The organism is Sinomonas atrocyanea, from assembly GCF_030811715.1.
Taxonomy (GTDB): domain Bacteria; phylum Actinomycetota; class Actinomycetes; order Actinomycetales; family Micrococcaceae; genus Sinomonas; species Sinomonas atrocyanea_A.
The window spans coordinates 191,247-215,693 of the sequence record NZ_JAUSRH010000005.1; the positions used below are offsets into that span (position 1 = coordinate 191,247).

Consider the following 24,447-nt stretch of genomic DNA (forward strand, 5'->3'; position numbering starts at 1 on the left):
CACTCCGGGAAGGGCAGGCCCTCGGACCATCGGCCTCAGCCGCCGGGCCGGGCCCCGTGCCGCACGGCGTGCTGCACCGCGTGGCGCACGGGCGCGTTGGGCGCGCCGAAGCCGTCGTACCCGCCGAGCCGCTGCACCACCTCGAAGAACACGCTGCCCACGCTCGCGGTGTAGAAGTGCAGGAACGCGCCCTGGGCGTCGCGGTCGTACAGCAGGTCCAGCCCGCGCAGCGTCGCGAGGAAGCCGGGCTCGAGGTCGTACCGGGCGTCGAGGTCCTCGTAGTAGTTCTCGGGGATCGGCAGGAATGGCAGCCCCCTGCCGCGGCACGCCCGGGCGTGGGCCACGAGGTCGTCCACCTCGATCGCCACATGCTCCTGGAAGGTGTCCGTCCGAGCGCCCTTGACCGAGTCCGACTGGATCCACGGCGCCAGGTTCAGCGCGAGCCGCACGTCCCGCCGCCCCAGCCCGCCCTCGGGCCTAGCCGTCTGCATGACCTGCGAGCGCACGAGCCCCGTGGGGCTCGAGACGTCCTGCGACGCCTCCGGGGTGAGCGCGAGCACCGACGAGTAGAACAGCACCGCCTCGTCGAAGTGCTGCCACGGCTGGGCGAGGTTGATGTGGTCGATGCGCGCGGTGCCGGAGCCGGCGGAAGGCGATCCGGCGGATGGCGATCCGGCGGATGGCGATCCGACGGACGACGGCGACCGCTCGCCGTCGTCTGTCCCCTCGCCTCCCGCGGGGGCGCCGGCCTGGTCCTCGCCGAACTCCGCCACCCAGCGGGTGTCCTCGCACAGGAAGACCTCGGTGCCGTCGGGGGCGTTGACGGCCTGGAGGATCTCCTCGTTGGCCTGCGAGGGCCGGGGCACGGGGACGGCCCTGAGCTGCACGGCGCGGGCGGCCGCGGCGACGCCGTCCTCGACGTCGAAGCCGAGCGCGGAGATGGCCGGCTCGAGCCCGCGGGCCTGCTGCCGGTTGAGCACGATCCGGGCGTCGCCGAGGGTCCACAGCGAGACGGGCTTGGTGCGGTGCTCGCCGCGGGAGGCGAAGCCGAGCTGGGCGAGGAGCCGCTCGAGCTCGGCGGTGCGTGGGGCGCCGTCGGCCGAGATGACCTCGGCGAAGTTGATGCCGGTGGGCGGGGCGACCTGCGGGAGCGTGGTGAGCGGCATGGCATAGGCGCGGGAGGCCCGGGCCAGCTCTGCCGGCGAGGGGCCCTCCGCGGAACCAGCGGCGCCGTGCCCCCCGGCCTCGACCGCGAGGTGCCGCGCGGTGCGCTCCTCGAGCCAGATGAGCGAGCGCATCGCATCCACGGCGGTGCGCTCCACGTCGGCCTGCCGGAAGGTGTCGTTGAAGACCTCGAGGGACACCGGGCCGTTGTAGCCCGCCCGTGCTACATGCCCGAGGAACTTGGGCAGGTCGAACTGCCCCTCGCCCGGGAACACGCGGTAGTGGCGGCTCCACGAGAGCACGTCCAGCGAGAGCTTGGGGGCGTCGGCGACCTGGACGAAGAAGATCTTCTCGCCCGGGATCTTCTCGATCGACGCGGTGTCCGGGCCCCCGGAGGGAAGACGGGCGAGGATGTGGAACGTGTCGAGGCACGTGCCGAGGTTCGGGTGGCCGGCGTCGGCCACGATCCTCCACGCGTGCTCGTAGTCGTTGACGTACGTGCCCCACGCGAGCGCCTCGTACGCGACCTTCACGCCGTGGCCCGCGGCGAGTTCGGCGAGGCCGTGGAGCTGCTCGGCGCGCAGGGCGTCGTCGTCGATGCTCGCGGTGGCGACGTTCGAGCACACGAGGATGGTGTCCATCCCGAGCCGGCCCATGAGGCGGAACTTCGCCTCGGCGCGGCGCAGGTTGGCGCGGTAGAGCTCCTCGGGCACCGAGTCGAAGTCCCGGAACGGCTGGTACAGGTCCAGCCCGAGGCCGAGGTCCGCGGCGAGGGCGCGCACGTGCTCGGGGCTCAGGGGCGAGGTGACGAGGTCCGTCTCGAAGATCTCGATGCCGCCGAACCCGGCCTTCGCGGCGGCGCGCATCTTCTCCTCGAGCGTGCCGGACAGGCAGACGGTCGCGATCCCGGTGCGCATCAGGCGGCCCCGGCCGCGAGGGCCCCGCGCCGGTTCTCCTCCTCGATGAGCCCGAGGAAGTGCGCGCGCATCCGCTCGGCGTCCGGCTCGAGGCCGGTGAAGATGCGGAACGCGTCCACGGCCTGGCCCACGGCCATGCGCCCGCCGTCCAGCACTCGGCAGCCGATCGCGCGGGCGTCCCGCACCAGCTGGGTCTCGATCGGCCGGTAGACGATGTCCGCGACCCAGTGGCTGGGGGTCAGGAGCGAGGTGTCGAAGGGGGTGCCCGGGTGAGCGGCCATCCCCACGGGGGTGCAGTGCACGACGCCGTCCGCCTCCGGCAGCAGCGTGGCGAGGGCCGCCGTCGTGCCTGCCGTGACGGACGCCGCGGGGAAGAGCGCGGCCAGCTCGGCGGCGCGTGCCCCGGCGCGCGCGGGGTCGAGGTCCACGATGGTGAGGTGCTCCACGCCGGCGGTGAGGAGGGCGTAGGCGACGGCGGAGCCCGCGCCGCCGGCTCCGAGCTGGACCACGTGGCCGAGCGCGGCGTCGGGCAGGCCCGCGCGGAAGGCGGTGAGGAAGCCGGAGAAGTCGGTGTTGTGGCCCACGGTGCGCCCGTCCTCGCCGATCACCACGGTGTTGACGGCGCCGAGGCGGGCGGCGTTCTCGTCCACCTCGTCGAGGTGCCCGATGACGAGCTGCTTGCACGGATGGGTGATGTTCAGCCCGTTGTAGCCGAGGTTGCGGGCGGCGCGGACCAGCTCGCCGACGCTCTCGGGCGGGAGGCCCAGGGCGGTCAGGTCGATGGGCCGGTAGAGGTAGAGGAGCCCGTGCGCGGCCCCCTCGCGCTCGTGCATGGCGGGGGTGAGGGAGGGGGTGACGCCGTCACCGATCAGGCCGATCAGGTACGACTCGCTGGGCAGGCTCACGGAGAGTCCTTTCGAAGATCCGAAGGAAGGTCAGGGGCGGGGCAGGCGGGCCGCGAGCTCCTCGGCGGCCTGGCGGAGGGCGGGGAGCTGGGCGACGAGCTCGTCGACGCCCATGCGGACGGTCGGGGCGGAGCAGGCGATGGCGGCGAGGGCGCGCGGCTCGCCGTCCGCGGAGGCGGCGAGGACGGGCACGGCGATGGCGCGCATGCCCACCTCGTTCTCCTCGTCCATGACGGCGTAGCCCTGGGCGCGGACGTGCTCGATCTCGGCGCGGAACCGGGCGCGGTCGGTGATGGTCCTCGGGGCGACGGGGACGAGGTCCACCGTGTCGACGAGGTGCTCGCGCTCCTTCTCGGGCGCGAACGCGATGAGCGCCTTCCCGAAGGCCGAGCAGTGGAGGTGGCCGCGGTAGCCGGGATCGCTCGTGACGCGGAAGGCCTTGGGGCCGTCCACCTTGGCGACCGTGAGGAAGCGGTCGCCGTCGAGGACGGCCAGGATGCTCGCTTCGCCGGTCTCCTCGGTGAGCCGCTCGAGCACGGGGGTCGCGGTGCCCGCGAAGCCGAGGCTGTTGGAGACGTGCAGGCCGAGCTGGAACACGCGCAGGCCGAGGCTGTACTTCTTGCCCTCCGGCTCGAAGTCGACGAACCCCGCGCGCTGGAGTGACTGCAGGAGCCGGTACGCGGTGCTGAACGGCAGCTCGGCGCGGCGGGAGAGGTCCGCGGCGGTCGTGGCGCCCGGGGCGTCGCCGAGCATGGTGAGCAGGCTCAGAGCCTTGCCCACCATGTCCGTCTTGCCGCGCTTCTCGTCGCCGACGGCGGCGTCAGCGGCGTCGTCGGACGTGATGGAGGTCATGCACCGATGGTCGCATGATTTTCACATCGTGGCAACGGCACTCACTTTGTGGCAATGAAGGCGGGCGGACGACGGCGGGCGGCTGGGCGGGCGGGGCCCGTCACCTCCGCCGGTCGAAGAAGGCGGCGATCCGCGGCGGGAAGTCCTCGGCGTCGACGGCGGGCCCGGGCGGCTCGCGCCGGGCCGGGCCGGTGATCGGCTGCAGTCCGCGGTCCACGGCGGCCTTCGCCGCGCGCAGGGACGCCGGCGCGAGCGCTGCCCACTGGGCGAGGAGCCGCCCGAGCTCCGCCTCGACCTCGCCGTCCGCGGCCAGCGTGCTCACGAGCCCGATCCGGTGCGCCTCCTCCCCGCTGAGCATCCGGCCGCCGTACAGGAGGTCCTTGGTCCGCGACGGCCCGATGCGCAGTGCCATGCGGGCGGCGAAGGGCGCCGAGGGCAGGATCCCGAGCCGGGAGATGGGCATGCCCACCTGCGCCGTGGCGGCCGTGATCTGCAGGTCGCACGCGAGCGCGAGCTGGCACCCGCCGCCGGCGGCCACGCCCTCGATGACCGCGACGGTGGGCATCGGCAGGTCCTCGATGGCCCGCAGCGCCTGCTCGAGCTGCCAGAAGCTGCGGTCCACTTCGGCCATCGGCGCATGCTCCCACTCGCGCAGGTCGGAGCCCGCGCAGAACACTCCCCCGCGGCCGCGCAGCACCACCGCACGCAGCCCGTTCCGGCCGGCGAGGGAGGCGGCGGTCCGCGCGAGGGCCTCCCAGTGCTCCGTCCGCAGCGCGTTGAGGCGCCGCCCGGTGCCGAACGTGACGACGGCGAGCGAGCCGTCGTCGTCGACCGTCACGTCCGCGGCCTGCACCGCGACGCCCGTCACCCGAGCGCCCCGGTGGCGTGCAGGCGCTCGAGGTCGTCCTGGCTGTAGCCGAGGCCGGCGAGCACCTCGTCGCTGTGCTGGCCGAGCAGCGGCGGGGGCGTCCGCACGGCGGCGGGGGTGCGGGAGAGCCGGACGGGGCACCCGAGGGTCCTGAGGCGTCCCGCGGTGGGGTGCTCGACCTCGGCGACCATGCCGCGGGCGAGGACCTGCGGGTCCCGGACCGCCTCGGCGACGGTCTGGATCGGGCCCACCGGCACGCCGGCGGCGTCGAGCGCGGCGAGCCAGTCCGGCGTCGGCCGCGTCTGCAGGACCTCCTCGAGGAGGGGGATCAGCTCGTTGCGGTGGGCCACGCGGAGCGGGTTGGAGCGGAAGCGGGGGTCCTCGGCGAGGTCGGGCCGCCCCACGGCCTCGGCGAAGCGGCGCCAGAGCCCGTCGTTGCCCACCGCGACCATGATCCAGCCGTCCCGTGTGGGGAAGGCCTGGTAGGGGGCGATGGTCGGGTGGGCCGAGCCGTACCGTTTCGGGGTCTCGCCGCTGGCGAAGTAGCCGCTGGCCACGTACGTGAGCCAGGAGACGGAGCCGTCGAGCAGGCTGATGTCCACCCACTGGCCGCGGCCGGTGCGGTCGCGCTCGTGCAGGGCCGCGAGGATCCCGATCACGGCCCACGTGCCCGCGATGAGGTCGGAGCCGCTCACCCCGAACCGGACGGGGGGCCCGTCCGCCTCCCCCGTGACGCTCATGATGCCGCTGCGGGCCTGGGCGATCGCGTCGTAGCCGGCGCGGGAGGCCTCGGGCCCGGTCTGGCCGTAGCCGCTGATCGAGGCGTAGACGAGGCCGGGGTTCTCGGCGGCGAGCTCCTCGTAGCCCAGGCCGAGCCTGGCCGCGGTCCCCGGGCGGAAGTTCTCCACCACGACGTCCGCGCGGCGGGCGAGCCGGCGGACTGCGTCGAGCCCCTCCGCAGACTTGAGGTCCACGGCCAGGCTGCGCTTGTTGCGGTTCACGGAGAGGTAGTAGGCCGCTTCATCGCCCTGGAACGGCGGGCCCCACTGCCTCGTGTCGTCACCGTGGCCGGGCTGCTCGACCTTGATCACGTCCGCGCCGAGGTCCGCAAGCGTCATGGTGGCGAACGGGCCGGAGAGGATCCGGCTCAGGTCCAGGACCACGAGGTCGCGCAGCGGGCCCTCCGGCCCGGAAGCTAGCCCGGGCGCCGGGCCGGGCGCGGCGTCCGGGGCCGCGCCCGCGCGGAGGTGCGCCTCGTGCACCGTCACGCGTGCCTCATCGACTTGTGCGAGCGGCGGGCAGTCGGCGCCGGGGCGCCCGCCGTGCGCCGGCTGGGGAGGAGCAGGAGCGCGGCCATGCTCACCACGGCGCAGATGATGATGTAGATCGAGATCGCGGTGGAGCTTCCCGTTCCGGCCAGCAGGGCCGCGGCGATGAGCGGGGCGGGGCCGCCGGCGATCACGCTCGCGAGCTGGTACCCCATGCCCGCGCCCGTGTACCGGATGTCCGCGTCGAAGCTCTCCGCGATCAGCGCGGCCTGGGGCCCGTACTGGATGTCGTGGAAGATCAGGCTCACCACGACCGCAATACCGATGAAGAGGGCGTTGCCCGTGTTCATGAGGCCGAAGTACGGGAAGGCGTAGAGGGCCGTGAGCACCACCCCGATGCCGTAGATGAGCTTCCTGCCGAACCGGTCCGAGAGCATGCCGAAGACGGGAATGCTGATCAGCCCGAGGGCCGCCGCGATGAGGGTGTCCACGAGGATCGCATCGCTGTTGAACTTCAGCTGCTTCGTCGCGTAGGTGATGACGAACGTGATGAACAGGTAGAACGGAGCCTGCTCGGACGTGCGCACGAGCGCCGAGAGGAGGATCTCCTTGGGCTGGCGGCGGATCGCCTCGAGGAGCGGCACGCGCACGACCTTCTCGGACTTGCGGACCTCCTCGAACTCCGGGCTCTCCACCACGCGGAGCCGCACGAAGAGGCCGACGCCGACGAGGATGATGCTCAGCAGGAACGGCACGCGCCAGCCCCACGCGGAGAAGTCCGCGCCGGTGACCCCGGAGGTCAGGCGGACCAGGCCGGTCGAGAGCACGAGGCCCAGCGGGACGCCCATCTGCGGCCAGCTCGCCGAGAGGCCGCGGCGCTCCTTGTGGCCCCACTCCATGGCGATGAGCACCGAGCCGCCCCACTCGCCGCCCACGCCGATGCCCTGGATGATGCGCAGGACGGTCAGGAGGACCGGGGCCCAGACGCCGATCGCCTGGTAGGTCGGGAGCACGCCGATGAGCACGGTGCCGAACGCCATGAGGAACAGGGTGACCATGAGGGTCGTCTTGCGTCCGATCCGGTCGCCGTAGTGGCCGAAGATGGCCGCGCCGACCGGGCGCGCCACGAAGCCCACGAACTGGGTCCCGAAGGCCGCGATGACCCCGGCGAAGTTGTCCCCGCCCGGGAAGAACAGGTGCGGGAAGACGAGGGCGGCCGCCGTCCCGTAGAGGAAGAAGTCGTACCACTCGATCGTGGTGCCCACCACGCTCGCATAGGTGGCTCGGCGTACGGCCTGTTCGCGGGTTACTGCTTGAACACTCATCAGTCCTCCATTGGCATGATGCGGGGTCCAGTGGGCCCTGGCTTCGGGGCGATCTCCCGGCTCGTCTGCAAGCGCTCCCCTGCTCGTCTTCGAGCTGCGAAACCCGTATTGTGATTTGCGTACCCATATTCCGGGTTGAACAAACGGCATGTCAACGCTTTTTCCGGAGAGAATGTGAGCTGGGCCACGAGGGCGCAGGGCAGGCACACGGAGGAGGGCATCGGAGTGATGGCGAAGGAATCGGGCAGCGTCGGCGCACCCCTGCTGGTGCTCGCGAAGGTCTCGGCGATCCTCGACTGCTTCTCCGCGGAGGCGCCCGAGCCCACGCTGCAGCAGATCATCCGGGGCACGGGCCTGCCCGCGAGCACGTGCCAGCGCCTCGTGCAGAACATGGTGCGCGAGGGCTTCCTCGACAAGGACGGCGACACGTACCGGATCGGGATCCAGCTCGTGCGGTGGGCCACCCCCGGCACCATCGGCCTCGACATCGTGCGCACGGTGCGGCCCATCCTCCACGCCCTGCGCGACACCACCGGGGAGACAGCCTGCCTCTACGTGCGCGACGGCGCGCACCGCACCGTGGTGTCCGTGGCCGAGACCAGGCACGTGGTCATGCGGCCGTTCTACGTGGGCCAGGTGATGCCCATCCACGCGGGGGCGCCGGGGAAGATCTTCCTCGCGTTCGATCCTGACGCCCGGTCCGCGATCCAGGACGCCGAACTGACCAGGTTCACGGCCCACACCCCGGACAGCTGGGAGCAGCTGGACGAGCAGGTGGAACGCGCCCGCCTGCAGGGGTTCTTCGCCGCCTTCGGCGAGCGCAACAGCGACGTGGGCTCCATCAGTGCCCCGGTGTACGGCCACACCGGGGAACTCGCGGCGGTGCTGGGCGTCGGCTTCCCGGTCCAGCGTGTGGGACCGGACGACGTCGACCGGCTGGGGCCCGCCGTGGCGCGCGCCGCACGCGAGGCGAGCGAGGCGATGGGCTACCGGCCGCCGGAACCTCGCCCGGCCGCCGCCCCAGCGTCCGGAGCGGGCGGCCGGGCCGCGCGCCGGCTCCCCGCCGCGGGAGCCTAGGGCGCCGCTGCATCCGTTCCAGCAAGTTTCTGCAACGGCTTGACGCGTTGCAGAAACGGTGTCAATCTTGAGTGGTCGCTGTGATGGCGGCCACAGGAGTGAACCGGAACGAGGAGGTCCCGATGGCGACGATCGCTGACATCGCCAGCGCCGCCGGCGTCTCCAAGTCCACCGTCTCCCGGTCCTTCACGCGGCCCGACTCGGTCAACACCGAGACCCGCGAGCGCGTCCTGGCCGTAGCCGCACACCTGGGCTACAACGCCGCCCCGGTCCGGGCCGAGTCGACCGGGACCGTCGCCCTGTACATCCCGGACATCTCCAACCCCTACTACCCGCCGCTCGTGCGCGCCGTCCAGTCCTCGTGCCGCAGGCAGTCGCTCTCGCTCATCATCGTTGACGGCGACGACGACCCGGAGGCGGATGCCGAGGAGCTCGAGCGGATCATCGGGCGGGTGGACGGCGCGATCGTCTTCGCCCCGAGGCTGGACGCCGCGCGCATCCACGCGCTCGACGCGGTCTCGCCCGTGGTGCTCATCAACCACGTGGTCGAGGGCCTGCCCTCGGTGATCCTCTCCGCGCCGGAGGGAGCCCGCCAGGCGGTCGAGCACCTGGCGGCCCTCGGCCACCGGGCCATCGCGTACCTCGCCAGCTGGGAGGACAACTACACCTCCCGGGTGCGCCTGGCCGCCGCGGAGGAGGCCGCCGACCACCTCGGCGTCACCCTGCGCGTGCTCACCCACGCCGAACCGACCTACATCGCCGGGGTGCGGGGCGCGGACTTGGTCCTCGCCGAGCCCGTCACCGCGGTGATCGCCCACAACGACCTCATGGCCTTCGGGTGCATGAACCGCCTCACGGACCGCGGGATCCGCGTGGGCAAGGACGTCAGCGTCGTCGGGTTCGACGACGTCTGGCTCGCCTCCGCCTCCCGTCCCACCCTGACCACGGTGACCACGCCGTACGAGCGGGGCGGCGCCGTCGCCCTCCGCATGCTGACCGAGCGGATCGGCGACCCCGACCGACCTGCCAGCACGGTCCACCTGTCCGGGGACCTCGTGGTCCGCGACAGCACTGGCCCCGCCCCGGCGCTCGCCTGACCGGCCCCGCGCTTCCTCCTTTCTCCGTTCCGCCCTCAGTGACGAAAGACGAGCTCATGAGCAGCTACTCCGACACGCCGTCCGGCATCGTCGATCCAGACATCGCAACTCCCCAGGAGCAGGCGCGCCGCGTCCGGCGGGCCAAGAAGGCCGCCCTGGCCGCCTTCCTCGGCGGCGCCCTCGAGTACTACGACTTCTTCGTGTACGCGACCGCGGCGTCCCTCGTCTTCTCCAAGATCTTCTTCCCGGCCGGCGATCCGGTGGTCGCACAGATCTCGTCGTTCGCCACCTTCGGCGTGGCCTACGTGGCCCGGCCCTTCGGCGCGATCTTCTTCGGGCACCTCGGCGACCGGATCGGGCGCAAGAACACGCTCGTGCTCACGCTGGTGCTCATGGGCGCCTCGACCTTCCTCATCGGCGCGCTCCCCGACTTCCACGCGGTCGGCTACCTCGCGCCCGTCCTGCTCGTGGCCCTGCGGCTGCTGCAGGGGCTCTCGGCCGGCGCCGAGACGGCGGGGGCCTCGGCCCTGACCATGGAGGAGTCCCCGGTGGGGCGCCGTGCGTTCTTCCCGTCGTTCTCGATGAGCGGCATCTCCACCGGCATCGTCCTGGCCTCGCTCGTGTTCCTCCCCGTCGCCGCGATGTCGAACGCCGACCGCCTCGCCTGGGGCTGGAGGATCCCCTTCTGGTCCTCGATCGTGGTCCTCATCGTCGCGTTCCTCGTCCGGCGCACCCTTGAGGAGCCCGAGGTCTTCGAGGAGAAGGCCCAGCACCACGAGCTCGTGAAGCTGCCCTTCCTCGACATGCTCAAGACCCACCCGGCGCAGTTCATCCAGGTCGCCCTCATGTCCTTCGAGACCGTGACCAACACGTTCATGCAGTCCTTCGGCCTGGCGTACGCCGTGTCCGTGGGCATCAACGCCCAGACCATGCTGTGGGTCAGCATCGTCGGCAACGTCCTGGCCATCGCCACCCAGCCGCTCTCGGCGATGTTCGCCGACAAGTTCGGCCGCAAGCCGATCTTCATCGCCGGCGTCAGCGGCTCGGCCGTGCTCATCTTCGTGTACTTCTGGGCCATCTCCACGGCGAACATCCCGCTCGTCTTCGTGGTCTCGACCCTCATCACGGCCGGCACCTACGCGATGTCCAACGCCATCTACCCGGCCTGGTTCGCCGAGCTGTTCAACGTCCGCGTCCGCTACTCGGGCATGGCGGTCGGCCTCCAGATCGGCATCCTCTGCGCGGGCTTCACCCCGCTGCTCGGCACCGCCCTCGTCGGCAAGGTCCCGGCCAACTGGGGCCCGGCCGCCTGGATTGTGGCCGGCTCCACGATCCTCGCGCTCATCGGCGCCATCTGGGCCCGCGAGACGTTCCGCACCCCGATCCACGAGCTCGGCAACCCGGTGCGCGGCAGCAAGTAGCATCTGGCCCACGGGGACGCGGATCCGACTCCTCACCATCAGGGACATGACCCCTCAACGCGAACACCGTTGAGGGGTCATGTCCCTGTGTTGAGGGGTCATGTCCCTGAGTTCGCGGCCTCACCCTTCTGATGGCCCCGGCGGCGCCGGTGTCCCCCGACGGGCGCGTCGCTGCCGTGGGCGCCGCCATGGTGGAGCTGCATCGCCGTCGTGATGAGCGCGAAGTGGCTGAACGCCTGGGGCGTGTTGCCGAGCTGGCGGCGCGCGTCCGGGTCCCATTCCTCGCTGAGCAGGCCCACGTCATTGCGCAGCTCGAGGAGGCGGCAGAACAGCTTCTCGGCCTCGTCGTTGCGACCGGCGCCGATGAGCGCCTCGACGAGCCAGAAGGAGCACGCGACGAAGATGCCCTCGCGGCCGGGAAGGCCGTCGTCGCTGCTCTCGGGGTTGTACCTCAGCACGAACCCGTCCCGGGTGAGGTCGCGCTGGATGGCCTCGATGGTCCCGATCACGCGGGGGTCGTCGTGCGGGAGGAAGCCGACGCGCGGGATGAGGAGCAGGCTCGCGTCGAGCTCGTCGCTGCCATAGGACTGGACGAACGTGTTGCGCTTCGCATCGAAACCGTGCTCGAGCACGTCGGCATGGATCCGGTCCCGCAGCTCACGCCACCGGTCCACCGGGCCGGGAAGGCCGCTCTCCTCGACGCCCTTGACCATGCGGTCGGCGGCCACCCACGCCATGACCTTGGAGTGGGTGAAGTGCCGGCGCGGCCCGCGCATCTCCCACAGGCCGTTGTCCGGCTGGTCCCAGATCTTCTCGAGATGCTCCATGATGGCGATCTGCAGGTCCCAGGACTCGTCGCCGTCATCGGAGAGGGTGTTGCGGGTCAGCGCGAGGCCGTCGAGGACCTCGCCCCACACGTCCAGCTGGAACTGCCCCGCAGCAGCGTTCCCGATGCGCACGGGGGAGGACCGCTCGAAGCCGGGCAGCCAGTCGAGCTCGGCCTCCGGCAGGCGGCGGGCCCCGTGGAGCGAGTACATGATCTGCAGGTCGGCCGGGTCACCGGCCACCGCCCGCAGCAGCCAGTCCCGCCATGCCGCCGCCTCGTCGGTGTACCCGCCTGCCATGAGGGACTGCAGCGTCCACGTCGCGTCGCGGAGCCAGCAGTAGCGGTAGTCCCAGTTCCGGGGACCGCCGATCTGCTCCGGCAGGGACGTCGTCGCGGCGGCGACGATCCCGCCCGTAGGCATGTAGGTCAGCGCCTTGAGGGTGATCAGCGAGCGCTGGATCGCATCGCGGTATGCTCCGGTCGCCTGGCTCCGCGCCGTCCACTGTTCCCAGTAGTCCATGGTCCGCCGCAGGGCCTTCTCCGCGTCCACGGCCCGGGGGCGGGCCTCGTGGCTCGGACCCCACGTGAGGACAAAGGACGCCCTCTCCCCCGCCGAGACGGTGAACTCCCCCACCGTGCGGAAGTGCGCGCCGTGGAGGGGGACGGTGCTGGCCAGATACACGGAGTCCGGGCCGGCGACGGCGTGCAGGCCCCTCTCGGTGCGGCGAACCCAGGGGACGACGTGCCCGTAGTCGAACCTGAGGACGAGCTCGGTCTGCATCGTGACGGTCCCGCGGACGCCCTCGACGACCCGGACCACGTCCGCCACGCCGTCGCGCGGCGGCATGAAGTCGATGACCCGGACGGCGCCGTCCTCGGTCTCCCACTCCGTCTCGAGCACGAGGGTGCCCTCGCGGTACTGCCGGCGCGTGCACCTCGAGGCGCCGTCCGGGGCGATGACCCATCGCCCCGCCTCGGGGTCGGCGAGCAGGGAGGCAAAGCAGGCCGGGGAGTCGAAGTGCGGCAGGCACAGCCAGTCGATGGATCCGTCCATGCCCACAAGCGCCGCCGTGTGCAGGTCGCCGATGAGCGCGTAGTCCTCGATCCGCGCCATGTCAGGCCCCCTGGACGTCAAGGACGACCTTGACATCGTCCTTCTGGCGCTCGAAGGCCTTCTCGAAGTCGTCCAGCGGCACGCGGCGGGTGATCAGCCGGGCCAGCCAGTCGCCGTCGGCCTTCTTCAGCGCCTCCGCGGCGGCCTCATAGTGGCTGCGGTTGGCGTTGACAGAGCCGAAGACCACGTCGTTGCCGAGCACCGCCTCCCGGTTCGCCGCCCCGACATCGACCGGGAGGCGCTTGCCCGTGGACGAGACGCCGGTGAGGCAGGTGACGGCGTCGAGGCTGTGCCGGGTGATGGTCTCCATGACCACCGACGGTACGCCGGTGCACTCGATGAGGACGTCTGCGAGGACCCCCGAGTCGGTCAGCGTGTCCGTGTGGTAGGTGGCCCCGAGCGCCTTCACGAGGTCCGGCTTCGGACCGTCCTGCACCTGGTCGAAGACGTGCACCTCGAGTCCGCGCTGGACTCCGAGCAGCGCGGCGAGCAGTCCGACCGGGCCCGCCCCCGTCACGACCGCGACCTTCGGCTCGAAGAACGCCCGCTGCCCGATCGCCTCGGTGTGCTGCCACGCCTTGGCCACGATGGTGGTCGGCTCGAGCAGGACGCCCACGCCCTCGAGTGCGGGATCGAGCTTCACGAGGGCGTCCGGGTCGGCGCGGTACTGCTCGCGGGCGAACCCGTGGAGGCCCTTGATGCCGTGCTCGGTGTACTTTCCGTTGCGGCACATGTCCCACTGGCCCTGGGCGCACGCCGCGCACGGCTCCGGGTCGGGGCGGCGCACGATGCCCACCACGAGGTCACCCTCCGCCAGGCCCGAGCCTTCGGGGGCCGAGAGGACGCGGCCCAGATTCTCGTGGCCCAGGATGAGGTGGTCGCTCCCGGCCGGCGCCTCCCCGTACTCGGCCGAGACGATCTCCTTGTCGGTCCCGCAGAGGCCGACGGCGACGACCTCCACGAGCACGCTGCCCTCCGACTCTGCCGGCGCATCCACCTGCAGCAGTTCGAGGGAATCCTTCACACCCGGCCGTACGCCCAAAGCCCTCACTGGGTCCACCTTCCACGCGGTCGCTGTCCATTGTGCTGTCCTGTGAAGCCTTCCCGCGGGTGGGGACCCCGAAACGGATTCTGGGCGGGCGCCGAGGCGGCTCCCAGCGGATTCCCGGCCGGTGTCCCCGCCCGGATTCGGTGCAAGGAGCTCCTATGCTGGGGCCATCATCGAGGCAGCTGACGAGGTGGGTTCCATGGCGCGCAGGCTATTCGGCGAGATTCACCCCATCACGTACCGCATGTCCGTGGCCAAGGGCAGGTTCCTGCGGAATGTCAGTGACCTCCGGCCGTCCCTGCGCCTGGCGAGGACCCGTGATGCGGCGAACCTTCCGGCGGTGGTCTACCGGCACAATTCCCTGATCCGCAGGCGATTGGGCAACGTCAATCCGGAGCTGCAGGAGAACAAGGCCGTGAGCCTGTCCATCGCGGCCCCGAAGGTGGACGGCGTGCTGATCCGCCCCGGAGAGGTGTTCTCGTTCTGGAAGCTGGTCGGGCCGGTGACCGCCCGGCGCGGCTACAAGGAGGGCCTCACGATCGACCACGACCGCGCGGCGAGCGGGATCGGCGGGGGGATGTGCCAGTTCACCAACCTGATCCATTGGATGGTGCTGCACACGCCCCTGGCGATCGTGGAGCACCACCACCACTCGGGGCTCGACCTCTTCCCGGACTTCAACCGGCAGATTCCCTTCGGCACGGGAACGTCCATTGTGTACAACTATTTGGATTACCGATTCCGGAATCCGACCTCGCAGACGTTCCAGCTGCGGGTCTCGGCTGGTCCTGAGTACCTCTCGGGGAGCTCCGCGCGGAATCCGCCCTCCCGCTCAAGTACCACCTCCACGAGGAGGAGTCCTGCTTCTTTCGGGAGGACGGACGCGTCTACCGGCACAACTCCATCTACCGGACCGCGCGGGACAAGCGCACCGGGCTCGAGGTCATGCGCCAGCACTTGTCCACCAACACGGCGCTGGTCCGCTACCCGGAGGAGCTGATTCGCTTCCCGATCCTGGACGGGCGCCCTTCCGTCGCCCCGGTGGACGCCCGCTGACCGGCGGGGACACGCCTAGGGGCTGTCCAGGATCTCGCTGCGGATCAGGAACCGCTTGCCCTCGGGGGCCTCGAGCGAGAAGCCGCTCCCCCGGCCCGCCACCACGTCCACGGTGAGATGCGTGTGGGACCAGTACCCGAACTGCTCCCGGGACATCCAGAAGGGCAGTTCCCCACGGCTGGGCAGGTCGAAGACGCCGAGGAGCACATCCGCGTCGCCCGTGATGAAGTCCCCGGCGGGGTAGCACATGGGCGCGGACCCGTCGCAGCACCCGCCCGACTGGTGGAACATGAGCGGCCCGTGGCGCTCCCAGAGCATGTCCAGGAGGGCCAGTGCGGGCGCGGTCAGCGCGACCCGGGAGAAGTCCTCTCCGGGCCGCACCGGCCGTGCCGCGAGCGCTGCCGCGTGCTCGGTGGCCATCAGTACTTGATGACCACGCGGCCGTCGATCTTCGCGTGGTGCATCTCGTCGAAGACCTGGTTGATCTCCTCCAGGTCCCGCGTGTGGAACGTGGGGTGGATGAGCCCGCGCGCGTAGAAGTCGAGCGCCTCCTCGAGGTCCTGCCGCGTGCCCACGATCGAGCCGCGGATCGTGAGCCCCTTGAGCACGATGTCGAAGATCGGGGCCGGGAAGTCCCCCGGGGGCAGCCCGTTGAACACGATGGTCCCGCCGCGGCGCGTCATGCCGATCGCCTGGCCGAACGCTGCCGGGTGGACCGCGGTGACGAGGACGCCGTGGGCGCCGCCGGTGGCCTCCTGGATGGCCGACGCCGGGTCCTCGGCGAACGCGTTGACGGTCACCTCGGCGCCGTGCTTCTTCGCGAGGGCCAGCTTCTCGTCCGCGACGTCGACGGCGGCGACGCGCATGCCCATCGCCACCGCGTACTGCACCGCGATGTGGCCCAGGCCGCCGATGCCGGAGATGACGACCCACTCGCCGGGCCGGACCTCGGTCTGCTTGAGGCCCTTGTACACGGTGACCCCGGCGCACAGGACCGGTGCGACCTCGTACGGGTCGGAGCCCTCCGGGATCCGGGCGGCGAACCTGGTGTCGACGAGCATGTACTGCCCGAACGAGCCGTCCACGCCGTAGCCGCCGTTCTGCTGGGCCTCGCAGAGGGTCTCCCAGCCGGTGCGGCAGTACTGGCAGGTGCCGCACGCGCTCCACAGCCACGCGTTGCCGACGAGGTCGCCCTCGGCGACGTCGGTGACGCCCTCGCCGACGGCGACGACGGTGCCCACGCCCTCGTGGCCGGGGACGAGCGGGAGCTTGGGCTTGACGGGCCAGTCGCCCTGGGCCGCGTGGAGGTCGGTGTGGCAGACGCCGCTCGAGATGAGCTTCACGAGCGCCTGGCCCGGGCCGGGCGTGGGGACCTGCAGGTCGTCGACGGTCAGTTCGGCGCCGAAGCTGCGGACGACGGCGGCCCTGAACGTCTCGGGAGTGGTCGTGGTCATGGTCATGCTCCTTTGCATGGCGGGGGTTTAGAAGAAGCCGAGCTTGGACTCGGCGTAGGAGACCAGGAGGTTCTTGGTCTGCTGGTAGTGCTCGAGCATCATGAGGTGGGTCTCACGGCCGATGCCGGAGGACTTGTACCCGCCGAACGCGGCGTGGGCGGGGTAGGCGTGGTAGTTGTTCACCCAGACGCGGCCGGCCTGGATGTCGCGGCCGGCCCGGTAGGCGGTGTTGCCGTCGCGGGACCAGACGCCGGCGCCGAGGCCGTAGAGGGTGTCGTTGGCGATCTCGAGGGCTTCCTCGTAGTCGGAGAACTTGGTGACCGAGACGACGGGGCCGAAGATCTCCTCCTGGAAGATCCGCATCCTGTTGTTGCCCTCGAACACGGTGGGCTCGACGTAGTAGCCGCCCGCGAGCTCGCCGGGGAGCTCGGCCCGCTTGCCGCCGGTGAGGACCTTGGCGCCCTCGGCCTTGCCGATCTCGATGTAGGAGAGGATCTTCTCGAGCTGGTCGTTGGAGGCCTGCGCGCCGATCATGGTCTCGGTGTCCAGCGGGTTGCCCTGCTTGATGGCCTTGGTCCGCTCGACGACGTCGCCCAGGAACCGCTCGTAGATGCCCTCCTGGACAAGGGCGCGGGACGGGCAGGTGCAGACCTCGCCCTGGTTGAGGGCGAAGAGGGTGAAGCCCTCCTGGGCCTTGTCGTAGAAGGCGTCGTCCTTGGCGGCGATGTCGTCGAAGAAGATGTTCGGGCTCTTGCCGCCGAGCTCGAGGGTGACGGGGATGAGGTTCTGGGACGCGTACTGCATGATGAGCCGGCCCGTGGTGGTCTCGCCGGTGAAGGCGATCTTGCGGATGCGCGGGCTCGAGGCGAGGGGCTTGCCGGCCTCGACCCCGAAGCCGTTGACGATGTTGAGCACGCCGGCCGGGAGGAGGTCCCCGATCAGCTCGGCGAGGACGAGGATGCTCGCCGGGGTCTGCTCGGCCGGCTTGAGGACGACGGCGTTGCCGGCCGCCAGGGCGGGGGCCAGCTTCCACGTGGCCATGAGCAGCGGGAAGTTCCACGGGATGATCTGCCCGACCACGCCGAGCGGCTCGTGGAAGTGGTACGCGGTCGTGTTCTCGTCGATCTGGGAGAGCGAGCCCTCCTGGGCCCGGATCGCGCCGGCGTAGTAGCGGAAGTGGTCGACGGCCAGCGGCAGGTCCGCTGCCAGGGTCTCGCGGACGGGCTTGCCGTTGTCCCAGGTCTCGGCGACGGCGAGCATCTCGAGGTTCTCCTCGATGCGGTCCGCGATGCGGTGCAGGATGAGCGCGCGCTCGGCCACGGAGGTCTTGCCCCAGCCGGGGGCGGCCTTGTGGGCGGCGTCGAGGGCGAGGTCGATGTCCGCGGCCTGCGAGCGGGCGACCTCGCAGAACACCTTGCCCGTGACGGGCGTGATGTTCTCGAAGTACGCCCCGCCCACCGGGGCGACCCATTCGCCGCCGATGAAGTTCTCGTAGCGGTCCTTGAAGGTGACCTTGGATCCCTCGGTGCCGGGGAAGGCGTAGACGGTCATGGCGAAACTCCCTTGTCTCAGGTGACGTGCCTGCGGCCGGTGGTGCCGGCCCGGGCTGCCGGCGGACCGGCTTGACTGAGAGCGTAGGAGCGGAGGGGTTGCGGGCTGGTTGCAACGGTGTGGCGGGGGTCACAGCTCGACCAAGAGGCGCCCTTCCCCGGGCTCCCACACGGCTCGGGTGCCCAGCGCGGCGCAGAGCCGTTCCATCCGCGCCGCGATGGGCCGCGCGGCGCGGCCGGCAAGGACGGCGCGGCGGTCCACGATGAGGGTGGGCCAGAGCAGGAGCCTCGGGCCGGCCCCACCGTCGCGAGCGCTGCCGCCGAGGTCGAGCATGAAGATGAAGGACTGGTCGTTGCGCTCGACGGGATCGACGGCGTAGTCGTCGATGAAGTCGCCCGCGCCGTAGATGACGGGGCGCCCCCGGTGGACCTCGATGCCCCGGACGATGTGCGGCGAGTGGCCGAAGACGAGGTCGGCGCCGTCCTCGACAAGGGCATGCGCCAGCGCCCGGTGCTCGGCCGGCACCTCGGCGCCCCAGTTCCCGCCCCAGTGCGCGGAGACGATCAGGACGTCCACCGCGGGGCGCGTCGCCCGGACCACCTCGCGCAGGCGGCGCCCGAGCGGGTGCGCGGCGTCCACGGGGGCGTACGCCACCCCCGGGGAGCGCGGCGCGGCGGCCCAGTCGGGGGTGTTGTCGGTGAAGGCGACGAGGCCGACGTCGAGCCCTCCGGCGCGCACGACGGCCGGCGACCACGCGGCGTCGTCATCCGCGCCGGCCCCGGCATGGCGGATGCCCGCCGCGTCCAGCGCCGCGACCGACTCGAGCAGCGCCTCGGGCCCGTAGTCGAGCGTGTGGTTGTTGGCGAGCGAGACCGCGTCGATGCCGGCCGCCGTGAGGCACGCGACGTTCTGCGGGGCGGAGCGGAAGTGGAAGACCTTCCCCGGCCAGGGCGTGCCGCCCCGGGCGAGGACGCACTCGAGGTTGGCGATGCGCAGGTCGGCGCCCGCGAGGACCGGCAGCGTGTCGCCCCAGACCGAGGCGGGCGCCGCGGTGCGCAGCCGCTCGTCGACGAGGCGGCCGAGCATCACGTCGCCCATGAACGCGATCCGCACGTGCGGCCCCCTGCCAGGCCCTCTACCCCGCTGCCGGCGCCCTGCCGCCCACCACGAGGTGCTCCATGCGGGCCCCGAGCGCGTCGATGCTGGGGTCGAACTGGGCGCCCAGGCCGGCGATGCGCACGTAGCCCTCGAAGGCCAGCAGGAGCAGCGCAGTGATGTGCGCGTCGAGCGCGGGCTCCCGCTCCTTGGGCAGGAGGCGGAGGAGCCAGCCGTGCCGGTCCGCGGACTCCTCGAGGTACGGGGACGCGCTGGCCGTGCCGGGATGGGATTCGCGCTGCGCCCGCGTGAAGAGGCGCAGGAGGTCGGAGCCGCCGTCGGGCTCCACCGCCTGGCCGAGGTGGTCGTGCTGCAGCGCGCCGAGGAGCTCGAGCTCCTCCTCGCTCAGCCCGCGGCCGGCGTCGAGGTGGACGCCCACGAGGATCTCCACGGCTTCGGAGCGTTCGCGCCGTCCCGCCCACACGAGCCTGGCGGCGTGCTCCACGAAGGAGCACACGAGCGGGGCGGCCTCGGCGCCGAAGCCGAGCCGGTCGAGTCCCAGCACCGCCTGTGCCGTGCGCTTGGCCCGCATGAGCCAGCCCCAGGCCACCGCGACGGCTCGGGCCTCGTCGAGCTCCTCCCGCGAGCCGTTTTCAATCCAGTGCGCCGGCGCCGGGATGGGGTGGTCGATCAGGGCGACCAGGTCATCGAGGGCATGGGTCCAGCTGTCAGCCGGCACGTTCTCCGCCATGCCACCAGTGTGCGCCCGCGCCCCCGCTGCGGGGGAGGCCCATAGCCTCTGGCGCGGGCCTTGTGGCGTGCGTCGGGCGGGCGTGAGACTGGGGGCATGCCGAACCTGCCGAAGATCAGCCTCCGCACCCCGCTCCCCTTCGACATCCTCGGCGCCCAGGTGGCCGTGGCCGGACTGGGGTCCGCGTTCGAGGGCGTGTACGGGTCCGTCGTGGTGCGCGACGGCGGCGGCCACGTGGTCGCCGAGTCCTACCTGCTCGGCGGGGGCAACGGATTCTCGCTGTTCCACAGCGCCTTCGGCCTGGGCGTGCCGTCGACACCGGAGGGCACCGTCACCGTGCAGGCCACCAACCCGAGCGGCCTGCCCGAGAACGCCGCGTCGGTGACCGTGCCGGTGACCTTCGGGCGGACCCTCATGGGCGGGACGTACTCGGGATTCACGCTCCACACGGTCGTGGAGGGCGACACGCTCTCGGGGATCGCGCAGCAGGTCTACGGCGACGCGGGCAAGGCCGGGCTCCTCTTCACGGCGAACCGCGACATCCTCTTCGACCCGGACGTCATCTACCCGGGCATGGGGCTGCGGATCCCCCTCGCCTGACGCTCGGCGTCGCGTGGAGCGGACGACGCCGGGTGGGATCGTGATGCGCCGGAAGCGGTAGCCCGCAGGGCGAGCGCAGCCTGCACGAGGGCCGCATGGGTGAGGCACTGCGGGAAGTTGCCCCAGTGTTCGAGGGTGTCCGGATCCATTTCCTCGCCGTAGAGCCCGAGGGGCGTCGCCAGGTCCAGGAGGGCCTCGAACGTGCGCTCCGCCTCGCCGTGCCGGCCGGTGAGCGCGAGCGCCTCGACCATCCAGAAGGAGCAGGGGAGGAACGCCCCCTCTCCCCCGGGCAGCCCGTCCCGGCCCGGAGGGTACCGGTAGAGGAGCGGGCCGCCCGCGGCGAGGTCGCGGCGTATCCGCTCCACTGTGGCAACCAGACGCGGGGAACGGGGGTCCTCGAAGCCCAGCCCAGGGAGCATCAGCAGGGCCGCATCGGGCTCGTCCGAACCGTAGGCGCGGCGGTAGGCCCCGGTGGACGGATCCACGCCCCGCGCCCGGACCTCCGCCGCGATCCGCTCCCGGGCCTCCCGCCAGCGGCGCAGCGTGCGCGCCCGCGCTCCCTGCCGCGAGGCGATCCGGAGCGCCCGGTCCAGCGCGAGCCACGCCATCACCTTCGAGTGCACGTGATGTGCAGGGGCGCCGCGGACCTCCCAGATCCCGGCGTCCGGGTCCTGCCAGTGTGCGGCCACGTAGTCGGCGAAGGACCGCATGGCCCGCCACATCTCCGAGGAGAGGGGGTGCCCGCCTCCCGCGGAGGCCCACGCCGCATCCAGCACCCACCCGTACCCGTCGAGCTGATGCTGCGTCGCCGCCAGGTTCCCCACGCGGACGGGTTGGCTGCCCCGATAGCCGGGCCAGCCCGTCAGGGTCCGCTCGGCGGGCACGGGCGTCCCCCACAGCGTGAGCAGCGCCGGGAGGCGGGGCCTGTCCAGCCGGCTGGCATGGAGCAGCCAGCCCAGGAACCGCGCGGCGTCGTCGGCCTTCCCCACGGCCAGGAAGGTGCGCGCGCCAAGGCTCGCGTCCCGGGGCCACGTGTAGCGGTAGTCCCAGTTCCGGAGCCCGCCCGGCTCCTCGGGCAGCGACGTGGTCGGCGCCGCGACCGGCGCGCCCGAGGGCGAGAAGCTCAGCAGGCGCAGGGTCAGCAGGCTCCGCACCACGGCCTCGCGGTGCAGCAGGTCATCGTCGACCTCTGCAGACCACGCCCGCCACCGGTCCTCGTCCGCGGCGACCAGGTCCCAGGCCGAGGCCGGATCGAGGAGCACGAGGGGCTCGCCGCAGGCGATGGAGAGGACCAGGGTGACCGGCCGGCCGGGCACGACGACGGCCCGTGACGGCACTCCGGGCCGCACCGTCAGGGAAGGATCAGCCGCGAAGGACAGGGCGAGGCGCCCGGCCTCGGCCACGAGGTGCTCTCCCCGCCGGCTCCAGCGGCAGCGGGACCTGCCGGGGCGGGGGTCGAGCATGATCGAGACCTCGACGGGCCCCCGGGAAGCGCTGAGCCGGCGCACCAGGACAGAGGCCGGGGCCAGCGAACCCGCAGTCTCCGCCACCATGGCCTCCTCCAGCAGCAGCCGCCCCCCGCCGGTCTCCCACTCCGTCTCGAGCGTGGCCGTCTCGCGCCGGTACCGCCTGGCCCCGGGCGGGACGGGCGCCTCGGGACCGACGGCGAAGGACCCGGCTTGCTCGCCTCCCACGAGGGCGCCGAAGACGGGAAGGCCGTCGAAGGAGGGAGCGCAGAGCCAGTCGACAGAACCGGCGGAGGAGACCAGGGCTGCCGTGCGGGTGTCCCCGAGCAGCCCATAGTCAGCGATCGGGACACCCGGAATGCCCGCCATCATCGCCGTCTCCCTACTGCGGTCCCAGCAGCAGGCCGAGGACCGCGCCGTACAGGACGTGGGCCACCGCGGTCACGACGGGGGTCTGGATCCCGTAGTTCAGTCCGAGCAGGCCCGGTGGCTCGAGGACGGCGCGCGTGGACGGGCCGGAGCGCGCCGTTGCCATCCGCGGGTGTGCGCCCGGCAGGAGCGGCAGGACCACGGTGAGCGCCACCGATGCGTGCAGCGCCCCCAGCAGGGCGCCCGCCCACCAGCTGCTCGCGCCCAGCAGTGCGAACGCCGCCGCGTAGCCGAGGGCGAAGCACTGCCCGGCCGCCAGGTGCAGGAAGAAGCCGAGGACCCGTGCCCGGTCCGGGTCCGGGGTAACCATGGTGCCCAGGAGCAGGGGCAGGTCCATCCGGGTGAGCCCCGCCATCTGGGCGACGATCATCGCAGCGGTCAGGGCGCCCGTCGCCATGAGTCCGAAGACCGCCCATCTGGCCCAGTCCATCTCGCCCCCCTCCGGCTACGGGAAGAAAATCCATAATCCTTTTTACCAATTTTAGATGCCCCGGCGGCCCGTGAACAGGCTTCGGCGCCGCGGGAACGCGCGCAGACACAGGATCCCAATTTGGGATCCCAAGTGCTTGACTGTGGCGCCCCTCACCTCTTATGCTCTCTTTTGGGATCCCAGAACGGTATCCCACCGAGTTCTCGACCAGTTGCGCGGCCCGCTCGGGCACGGCAAGCATGCTCCCTGCTTGCCACCTTCTCCCCAATGCTGTGAAGGAGGACGCATGTCCCTTCGAGAAGAACACCCAGACCACGCCGGTCTGGCCGATGCCCCGGCGCTCGTCGCCGAGGCACCGGCCCACGCGCCGGCCGAGGCGACGGCCAGGGCGAAGCGCACCGGCGTCCGCTGGAGGCTGTTCATCCTGCTGCTGGTCCTCGTGACCGTGAACTACGTGGACCGCGGGTCCATCTCCGTGGCGCTGCCCATCATCCAGAAGGAGTTCGCCCTCTCCCCCGAGCTCGTCGGGCTGCTGCTCTCCGCCTTCTTCTGGACCTATGCGCTCATGCAGGTCCCGGTCGGCTGGCTCATCGACCGGTTCGGCGCCCGCAAGGTCGTCACAGCCTCGTGCGTCGGCTGGGGCGCAGCCACCGCCGCGTCCGGCATGGCCGGCGGATTCCTGAGCATGTTCATCGCCCGCGCCGCCATCGGCGTCACCGAGGCCGGCGTCATGCCCGCCGGCGGCAAGCTGAACGCCCAGTGGATGCACTCCAAGGAGCGCGGGCGCGGCGCGACGATCCTCGATGCGGGCGCACCGCTCGGGGCCGGCGTCGGCGGCATCCTCATCACCTGGCTCATCGCCGCCACCGGCGGCTGGCGGATGTCGTTCGTCATCGCCGGCATCGCCACGGTAGTCCTCGGTGCCGTCATCTGGTGGTACGTGCGGGACAACCCGCGCGACCACCGGGCAGTCAACGCCGCCGAGGCCGAGTACCTCGAGGCCTCGCACGCCGCGGAGGACGCTGAGGCCGAGGCTGCGGGCAGCACCTCCAAGCGCGGCCTCCTGCCGTACCTGAAGTTCCGCTCCTTCTGGGCCATGTGCTTCGGCTGGCTCGGCTTCAACGGCGTGTTCTACGGGCTGCTCACGTGGGGCCCCCTCTACCTCGCGCAGGCCAAGCACTTCAACCTCAGCTCGATCGGCTGGTCCACCTTCGTGATCTTCGGCGCCGGCTTCGTCGGCGAGATCCTCGGCGGCGCCCTCGCCGACCGGCTCCGCGCCCGGGGCCACGGCGCCAACGCCGTCATGCGCACCCTGCTCGGTGCCTCGAGCGTGATCGTCACCGGCGGACTCGTCGGAGTCACGGTCGTCGGCGACCCGATCACCGCCGTCGCCCTCCTGTCCGTGGTCCTGTTCTTCCTCCGCTGGGTGGGCCTCTTCTGGGCGGTCCCCGCAACCCTCGGCGGGCGCACCAACGCGGGCGTCCTCGGCGGCGCGATGAACCTCAGCGGAAACATCGCCGGGTTCGTCACGCCGATCGCCGTCGGCTTCATCGTCGGCGCCACGGGCGGCTACACCTGGGCCCTGCTGTACTTCGTCGGGTCCGCGATCATCATGGGCATCTCGGTGCTCACGCTGGACTACAGCCGGAGGCTTCCGGTCTGACCCGCAGCCGGGCGGGCGGCCCCGCGCCGCCCGCCCGGCACCCACCGTGGTCGAATGGACCACATCAGGC

Annotated in this window: 21 protein-coding genes; 6 read left to right on the plus strand and 15 right to left on the minus strand. The window is 71.7% G+C overall.

Annotation, left to right across the window (positions count from 1 at the left end):
- Positions 1–35: 35 nt before the first annotated feature.
- The 6 genes from J2W21_RS10325 to J2W21_RS10350 form a co-directional block, all read right to left on the minus strand.
- Entirely contained in the window at positions 36–2,081 is a 2,046-nt protein-coding gene (locus tag J2W21_RS10325) for a sugar phosphate isomerase/epimerase and 4-hydroxyphenylpyruvate domain-containing protein (RefSeq protein WP_307114428.1), read from the minus strand.
- Positions 2,081–2,986, minus strand: coding sequence for a shikimate dehydrogenase (locus J2W21_RS10330; RefSeq protein ID WP_307114429.1), 906 nt, complete (start codon positions 2,984–2,986; stop codon positions 2,081–2,083). The genes J2W21_RS10325 and J2W21_RS10330 overlap by 1 nt, the downstream gene beginning before the upstream one ends.
- A 30-nt stretch (positions 2,987–3,016) precedes the next feature.
- Positions 3,017–3,838, minus strand: a complete 822-nt coding sequence (locus J2W21_RS10335) for an IclR family transcriptional regulator (RefSeq protein WP_307114430.1) — start codon at positions 3,836–3,838, stop codon at positions 3,017–3,019.
- Between the two features lie 100 nt (positions 3,839–3,938).
- Positions 3,939–4,706 (minus strand): enoyl-CoA hydratase/isomerase family protein, encoded by a 768-nt coding sequence (locus J2W21_RS10340; RefSeq protein WP_307114431.1) that lies wholly within the window; start codon positions 4,704–4,706, stop codon positions 3,939–3,941.
- Positions 4,703–5,974: a CaiB/BaiF CoA transferase family protein gene (locus J2W21_RS10345; protein ID WP_307114432.1), complete on the minus strand. Its 1,272-nt coding sequence runs from the start codon at positions 5,972–5,974 to the stop codon at positions 4,703–4,705. The genes J2W21_RS10340 and J2W21_RS10345 overlap by 4 nt, the downstream gene beginning before the upstream one ends.
- Positions 5,971–7,299, minus strand: a complete 1,329-nt coding sequence (locus J2W21_RS10350; RefSeq protein ID WP_307114433.1) for an MFS transporter — start codon at positions 7,297–7,299, stop codon at positions 5,971–5,973. The genes J2W21_RS10345 and J2W21_RS10350 overlap by 4 nt, the downstream gene beginning before the upstream one ends.
- A gap of 228 nt (positions 7,300–7,527) precedes the next feature.
- Here J2W21_RS10350 and J2W21_RS10355 point away from each other — a divergent pair, with 228 nt between their 5' ends.
- The 3 genes from J2W21_RS10355 (at position 7,528) to J2W21_RS10365 (ending at position 10,894) form a co-directional block, all read left to right on the plus strand.
- Entirely contained in the window at positions 7,528–8,376 is an 849-nt protein-coding gene (locus J2W21_RS10355) for an IclR family transcriptional regulator (protein WP_307114434.1), read from the plus strand.
- 122 nt (positions 8,377–8,498) lie between these two features.
- Entirely contained in the window at positions 8,499–9,473 is a 975-nt protein-coding gene (locus J2W21_RS10360; RefSeq protein ID WP_307114435.1) for a LacI family DNA-binding transcriptional regulator, read from the plus strand.
- 56 nt (positions 9,474–9,529) lie between these two features.
- A complete protein-coding gene (locus J2W21_RS10365; RefSeq protein ID WP_307114436.1) occupies positions 9,530–10,894 on the plus strand; it encodes an MFS transporter in 1,365 nt (454 codons plus the stop codon).
- 98 nt (positions 10,895–10,992) lie between these two features.
- Here the strand turns inward: J2W21_RS10365 and J2W21_RS10370 are convergent, their stop codons facing one another.
- Together J2W21_RS10370 and J2W21_RS10375 are read right to left on the minus strand one after the other, a co-directional pair.
- Positions 10,993–12,834 carry a glycoside hydrolase family 15 protein gene (locus tag J2W21_RS10370; protein ID WP_307114437.1) on the minus strand — a complete coding sequence of 614 codons (1,842 nt, stop codon included), beginning with the start codon at positions 12,832–12,834 and terminating at the stop codon, positions 10,993–10,995.
- A gap of 1 nt (position 12,835) precedes the next feature.
- Complete coding sequence (locus J2W21_RS10375; protein WP_307114438.1) at positions 12,836–13,858, minus strand: glucose 1-dehydrogenase; 1,023 nt, start codon at positions 13,856–13,858, stop codon at positions 12,836–12,838.
- A 223-nt stretch (positions 13,859–14,081) separates the two neighbouring features.
- On the opposite strand from J2W21_RS10375, the gene J2W21_RS10380 reads away from it, so the two are divergent.
- Entirely contained in the window at positions 14,082–14,882 is an 801-nt protein-coding gene (locus J2W21_RS10380; RefSeq protein WP_307114439.1) for a VanW family protein, read from the plus strand.
- A gap of 71 nt (positions 14,883–14,953) precedes the next feature.
- Here J2W21_RS10380 and J2W21_RS10385 read toward each other — a convergent pair whose 3' ends face one another.
- From J2W21_RS10385 to J2W21_RS10405, 5 genes are all read right to left on the minus strand, one after another.
- The gene (locus J2W21_RS10385) at positions 14,954–15,358 is read right to left on the minus strand and encodes a DUF779 domain-containing protein (protein ID WP_307114440.1); all 405 of its coding nucleotides are present in this window, start codon (positions 15,356–15,358) and stop codon (positions 14,954–14,956) included.
- The gene (gene adhP / locus J2W21_RS10390) at positions 15,358–16,392 is read right to left on the minus strand and encodes an alcohol dehydrogenase AdhP (RefSeq protein ID WP_307114441.1); all 1,035 of its coding nucleotides are present in this window, start codon (positions 16,390–16,392) and stop codon (positions 15,358–15,360) included. The genes J2W21_RS10385 and adhP overlap by 1 nt, the downstream gene beginning before the upstream one ends.
- A 27-nt stretch (positions 16,393–16,419) precedes the next feature.
- Complete coding sequence (gene adh / locus J2W21_RS10395) at positions 16,420–17,943, minus strand: aldehyde dehydrogenase (protein ID WP_307114442.1); 1,524 nt, start codon at positions 17,941–17,943, stop codon at positions 16,420–16,422.
- Positions 17,944–18,072: 129 nt separating this feature from the next.
- Positions 18,073–19,056, minus strand: coding sequence for a CapA family protein (locus tag J2W21_RS10400; RefSeq protein WP_307114443.1), 984 nt, complete (start codon positions 19,054–19,056; stop codon positions 18,073–18,075).
- A 22-nt stretch (positions 19,057–19,078) separates the two neighbouring features.
- The gene (locus tag J2W21_RS10405; protein ID WP_307114444.1) at positions 19,079–19,789 is read right to left on the minus strand and encodes a hypothetical protein; all 711 of its coding nucleotides are present in this window, start codon (positions 19,787–19,789) and stop codon (positions 19,079–19,081) included.
- Positions 19,790–19,885: 96 nt separating this feature from the next.
- Between J2W21_RS10405 and J2W21_RS10410 the strand changes: the two genes are divergently transcribed.
- The gene (locus J2W21_RS10410; RefSeq protein WP_307114445.1) at positions 19,886–20,389 is read left to right on the plus strand and encodes a LysM peptidoglycan-binding domain-containing protein; all 504 of its coding nucleotides are present in this window, start codon (positions 19,886–19,888) and stop codon (positions 20,387–20,389) included.
- On the opposite strand, the gene J2W21_RS10415 is transcribed toward J2W21_RS10410, so the two are convergent.
- Positions 20,353–22,227 carry a glycoside hydrolase family 15 protein gene (locus J2W21_RS10415; RefSeq protein ID WP_307114446.1) on the minus strand — a complete coding sequence of 625 codons (1,875 nt, stop codon included), beginning with the start codon at positions 22,225–22,227 and terminating at the stop codon, positions 20,353–20,355. The two genes, J2W21_RS10410 and J2W21_RS10415, sit on opposite strands and share 37 nt — an antisense overlap.
- A gap of 10 nt (positions 22,228–22,237) precedes the next feature.
- Entirely contained in the window at positions 22,238–22,714 is a 477-nt protein-coding gene (locus J2W21_RS10420; protein ID WP_307114447.1) for a hypothetical protein, read from the minus strand.
- A gap of 286 nt (positions 22,715–23,000) precedes the next feature.
- Here J2W21_RS10420 and J2W21_RS10425 point away from each other — a divergent pair, with 286 nt between their 5' ends.
- Positions 23,001–24,377, plus strand: a complete 1,377-nt coding sequence (locus J2W21_RS10425; RefSeq protein WP_307114448.1) for an MFS transporter — start codon at positions 23,001–23,003, stop codon at positions 24,375–24,377.
- Positions 24,378–24,447: the final 70 nt, after the last annotated feature.

Excerpts from the sequence above, each read along its gene's own strand:
- J2W21_RS10325 (WP_307114428.1), bottom strand. The coding sequence starts at position 2,081 with ATGCGCACCGGGATCGCGACCGTCTGCCTGTCCGGCACGCTCGAGGAG.
- J2W21_RS10335 (WP_307114430.1), bottom strand. The coding sequence starts at position 3,838 with ATGACCTCCATCACGTCCGACGACGCCGCTGACGCCGCCGTCGGCGAC.
- J2W21_RS10350 (WP_307114433.1), bottom strand. The coding sequence starts at position 7,299 with ATGAGTGTTCAAGCAGTAACCCGCGAACAGGCCGTACGCCGAGCCACC.
- J2W21_RS10355 (WP_307114434.1), top strand. The coding sequence starts at position 7,528 with ATGGCGAAGGAATCGGGCAGCGTCGGCGCACCCCTGCTGGTGCTCGCG.
- J2W21_RS10360 (WP_307114435.1), top strand. The coding sequence starts at position 8,499 with ATGGCGACGATCGCTGACATCGCCAGCGCCGCCGGCGTCTCCAAGTCC.
- J2W21_RS10365 (WP_307114436.1), top strand. The coding sequence starts at position 9,530 with ATGAGCAGCTACTCCGACACGCCGTCCGGCATCGTCGATCCAGACATC.
- J2W21_RS10370 (WP_307114437.1), bottom strand. The coding sequence starts at position 12,834 with ATGGCGCGGATCGAGGACTACGCGCTCATCGGCGACCTGCACACGGCG.
- J2W21_RS10380 (WP_307114439.1), top strand. The coding sequence starts at position 14,082 with ATGGCGCGCAGGCTATTCGGCGAGATTCACCCCATCACGTACCGCATG.
- J2W21_RS10385 (WP_307114440.1), bottom strand. The coding sequence starts at position 15,358 with ATGGCCACCGAGCACGCGGCAGCGCTCGCGGCACGGCCGGTGCGGCCC.
- adhP (WP_307114441.1), bottom strand. The coding sequence starts at position 16,392 with ATGACCACGACCACTCCCGAGACGTTCAGGGCCGCCGTCGTCCGCAGC.
- adh (WP_307114442.1), bottom strand. The coding sequence starts at position 17,943 with ATGACCGTCTACGCCTTCCCCGGCACCGAGGGATCCAAGGTCACCTTC.
- J2W21_RS10405 (WP_307114444.1), bottom strand. The coding sequence starts at position 19,789 with ATGGCGGAGAACGTGCCGGCTGACAGCTGGACCCATGCCCTCGATGAC.
- J2W21_RS10410 (WP_307114445.1), top strand. The coding sequence starts at position 19,886 with ATGCCGAACCTGCCGAAGATCAGCCTCCGCACCCCGCTCCCCTTCGAC.
- J2W21_RS10415 (WP_307114446.1), bottom strand. The coding sequence starts at position 22,227 with ATGATGGCGGGCATTCCGGGTGTCCCGATCGCTGACTATGGGCTGCTC.
- J2W21_RS10420 (WP_307114447.1), bottom strand. The coding sequence starts at position 22,714 with ATGGACTGGGCCAGATGGGCGGTCTTCGGACTCATGGCGACGGGCGCC.
- J2W21_RS10425 (WP_307114448.1), top strand. The coding sequence starts at position 23,001 with ATGTCCCTTCGAGAAGAACACCCAGACCACGCCGGTCTGGCCGATGCC.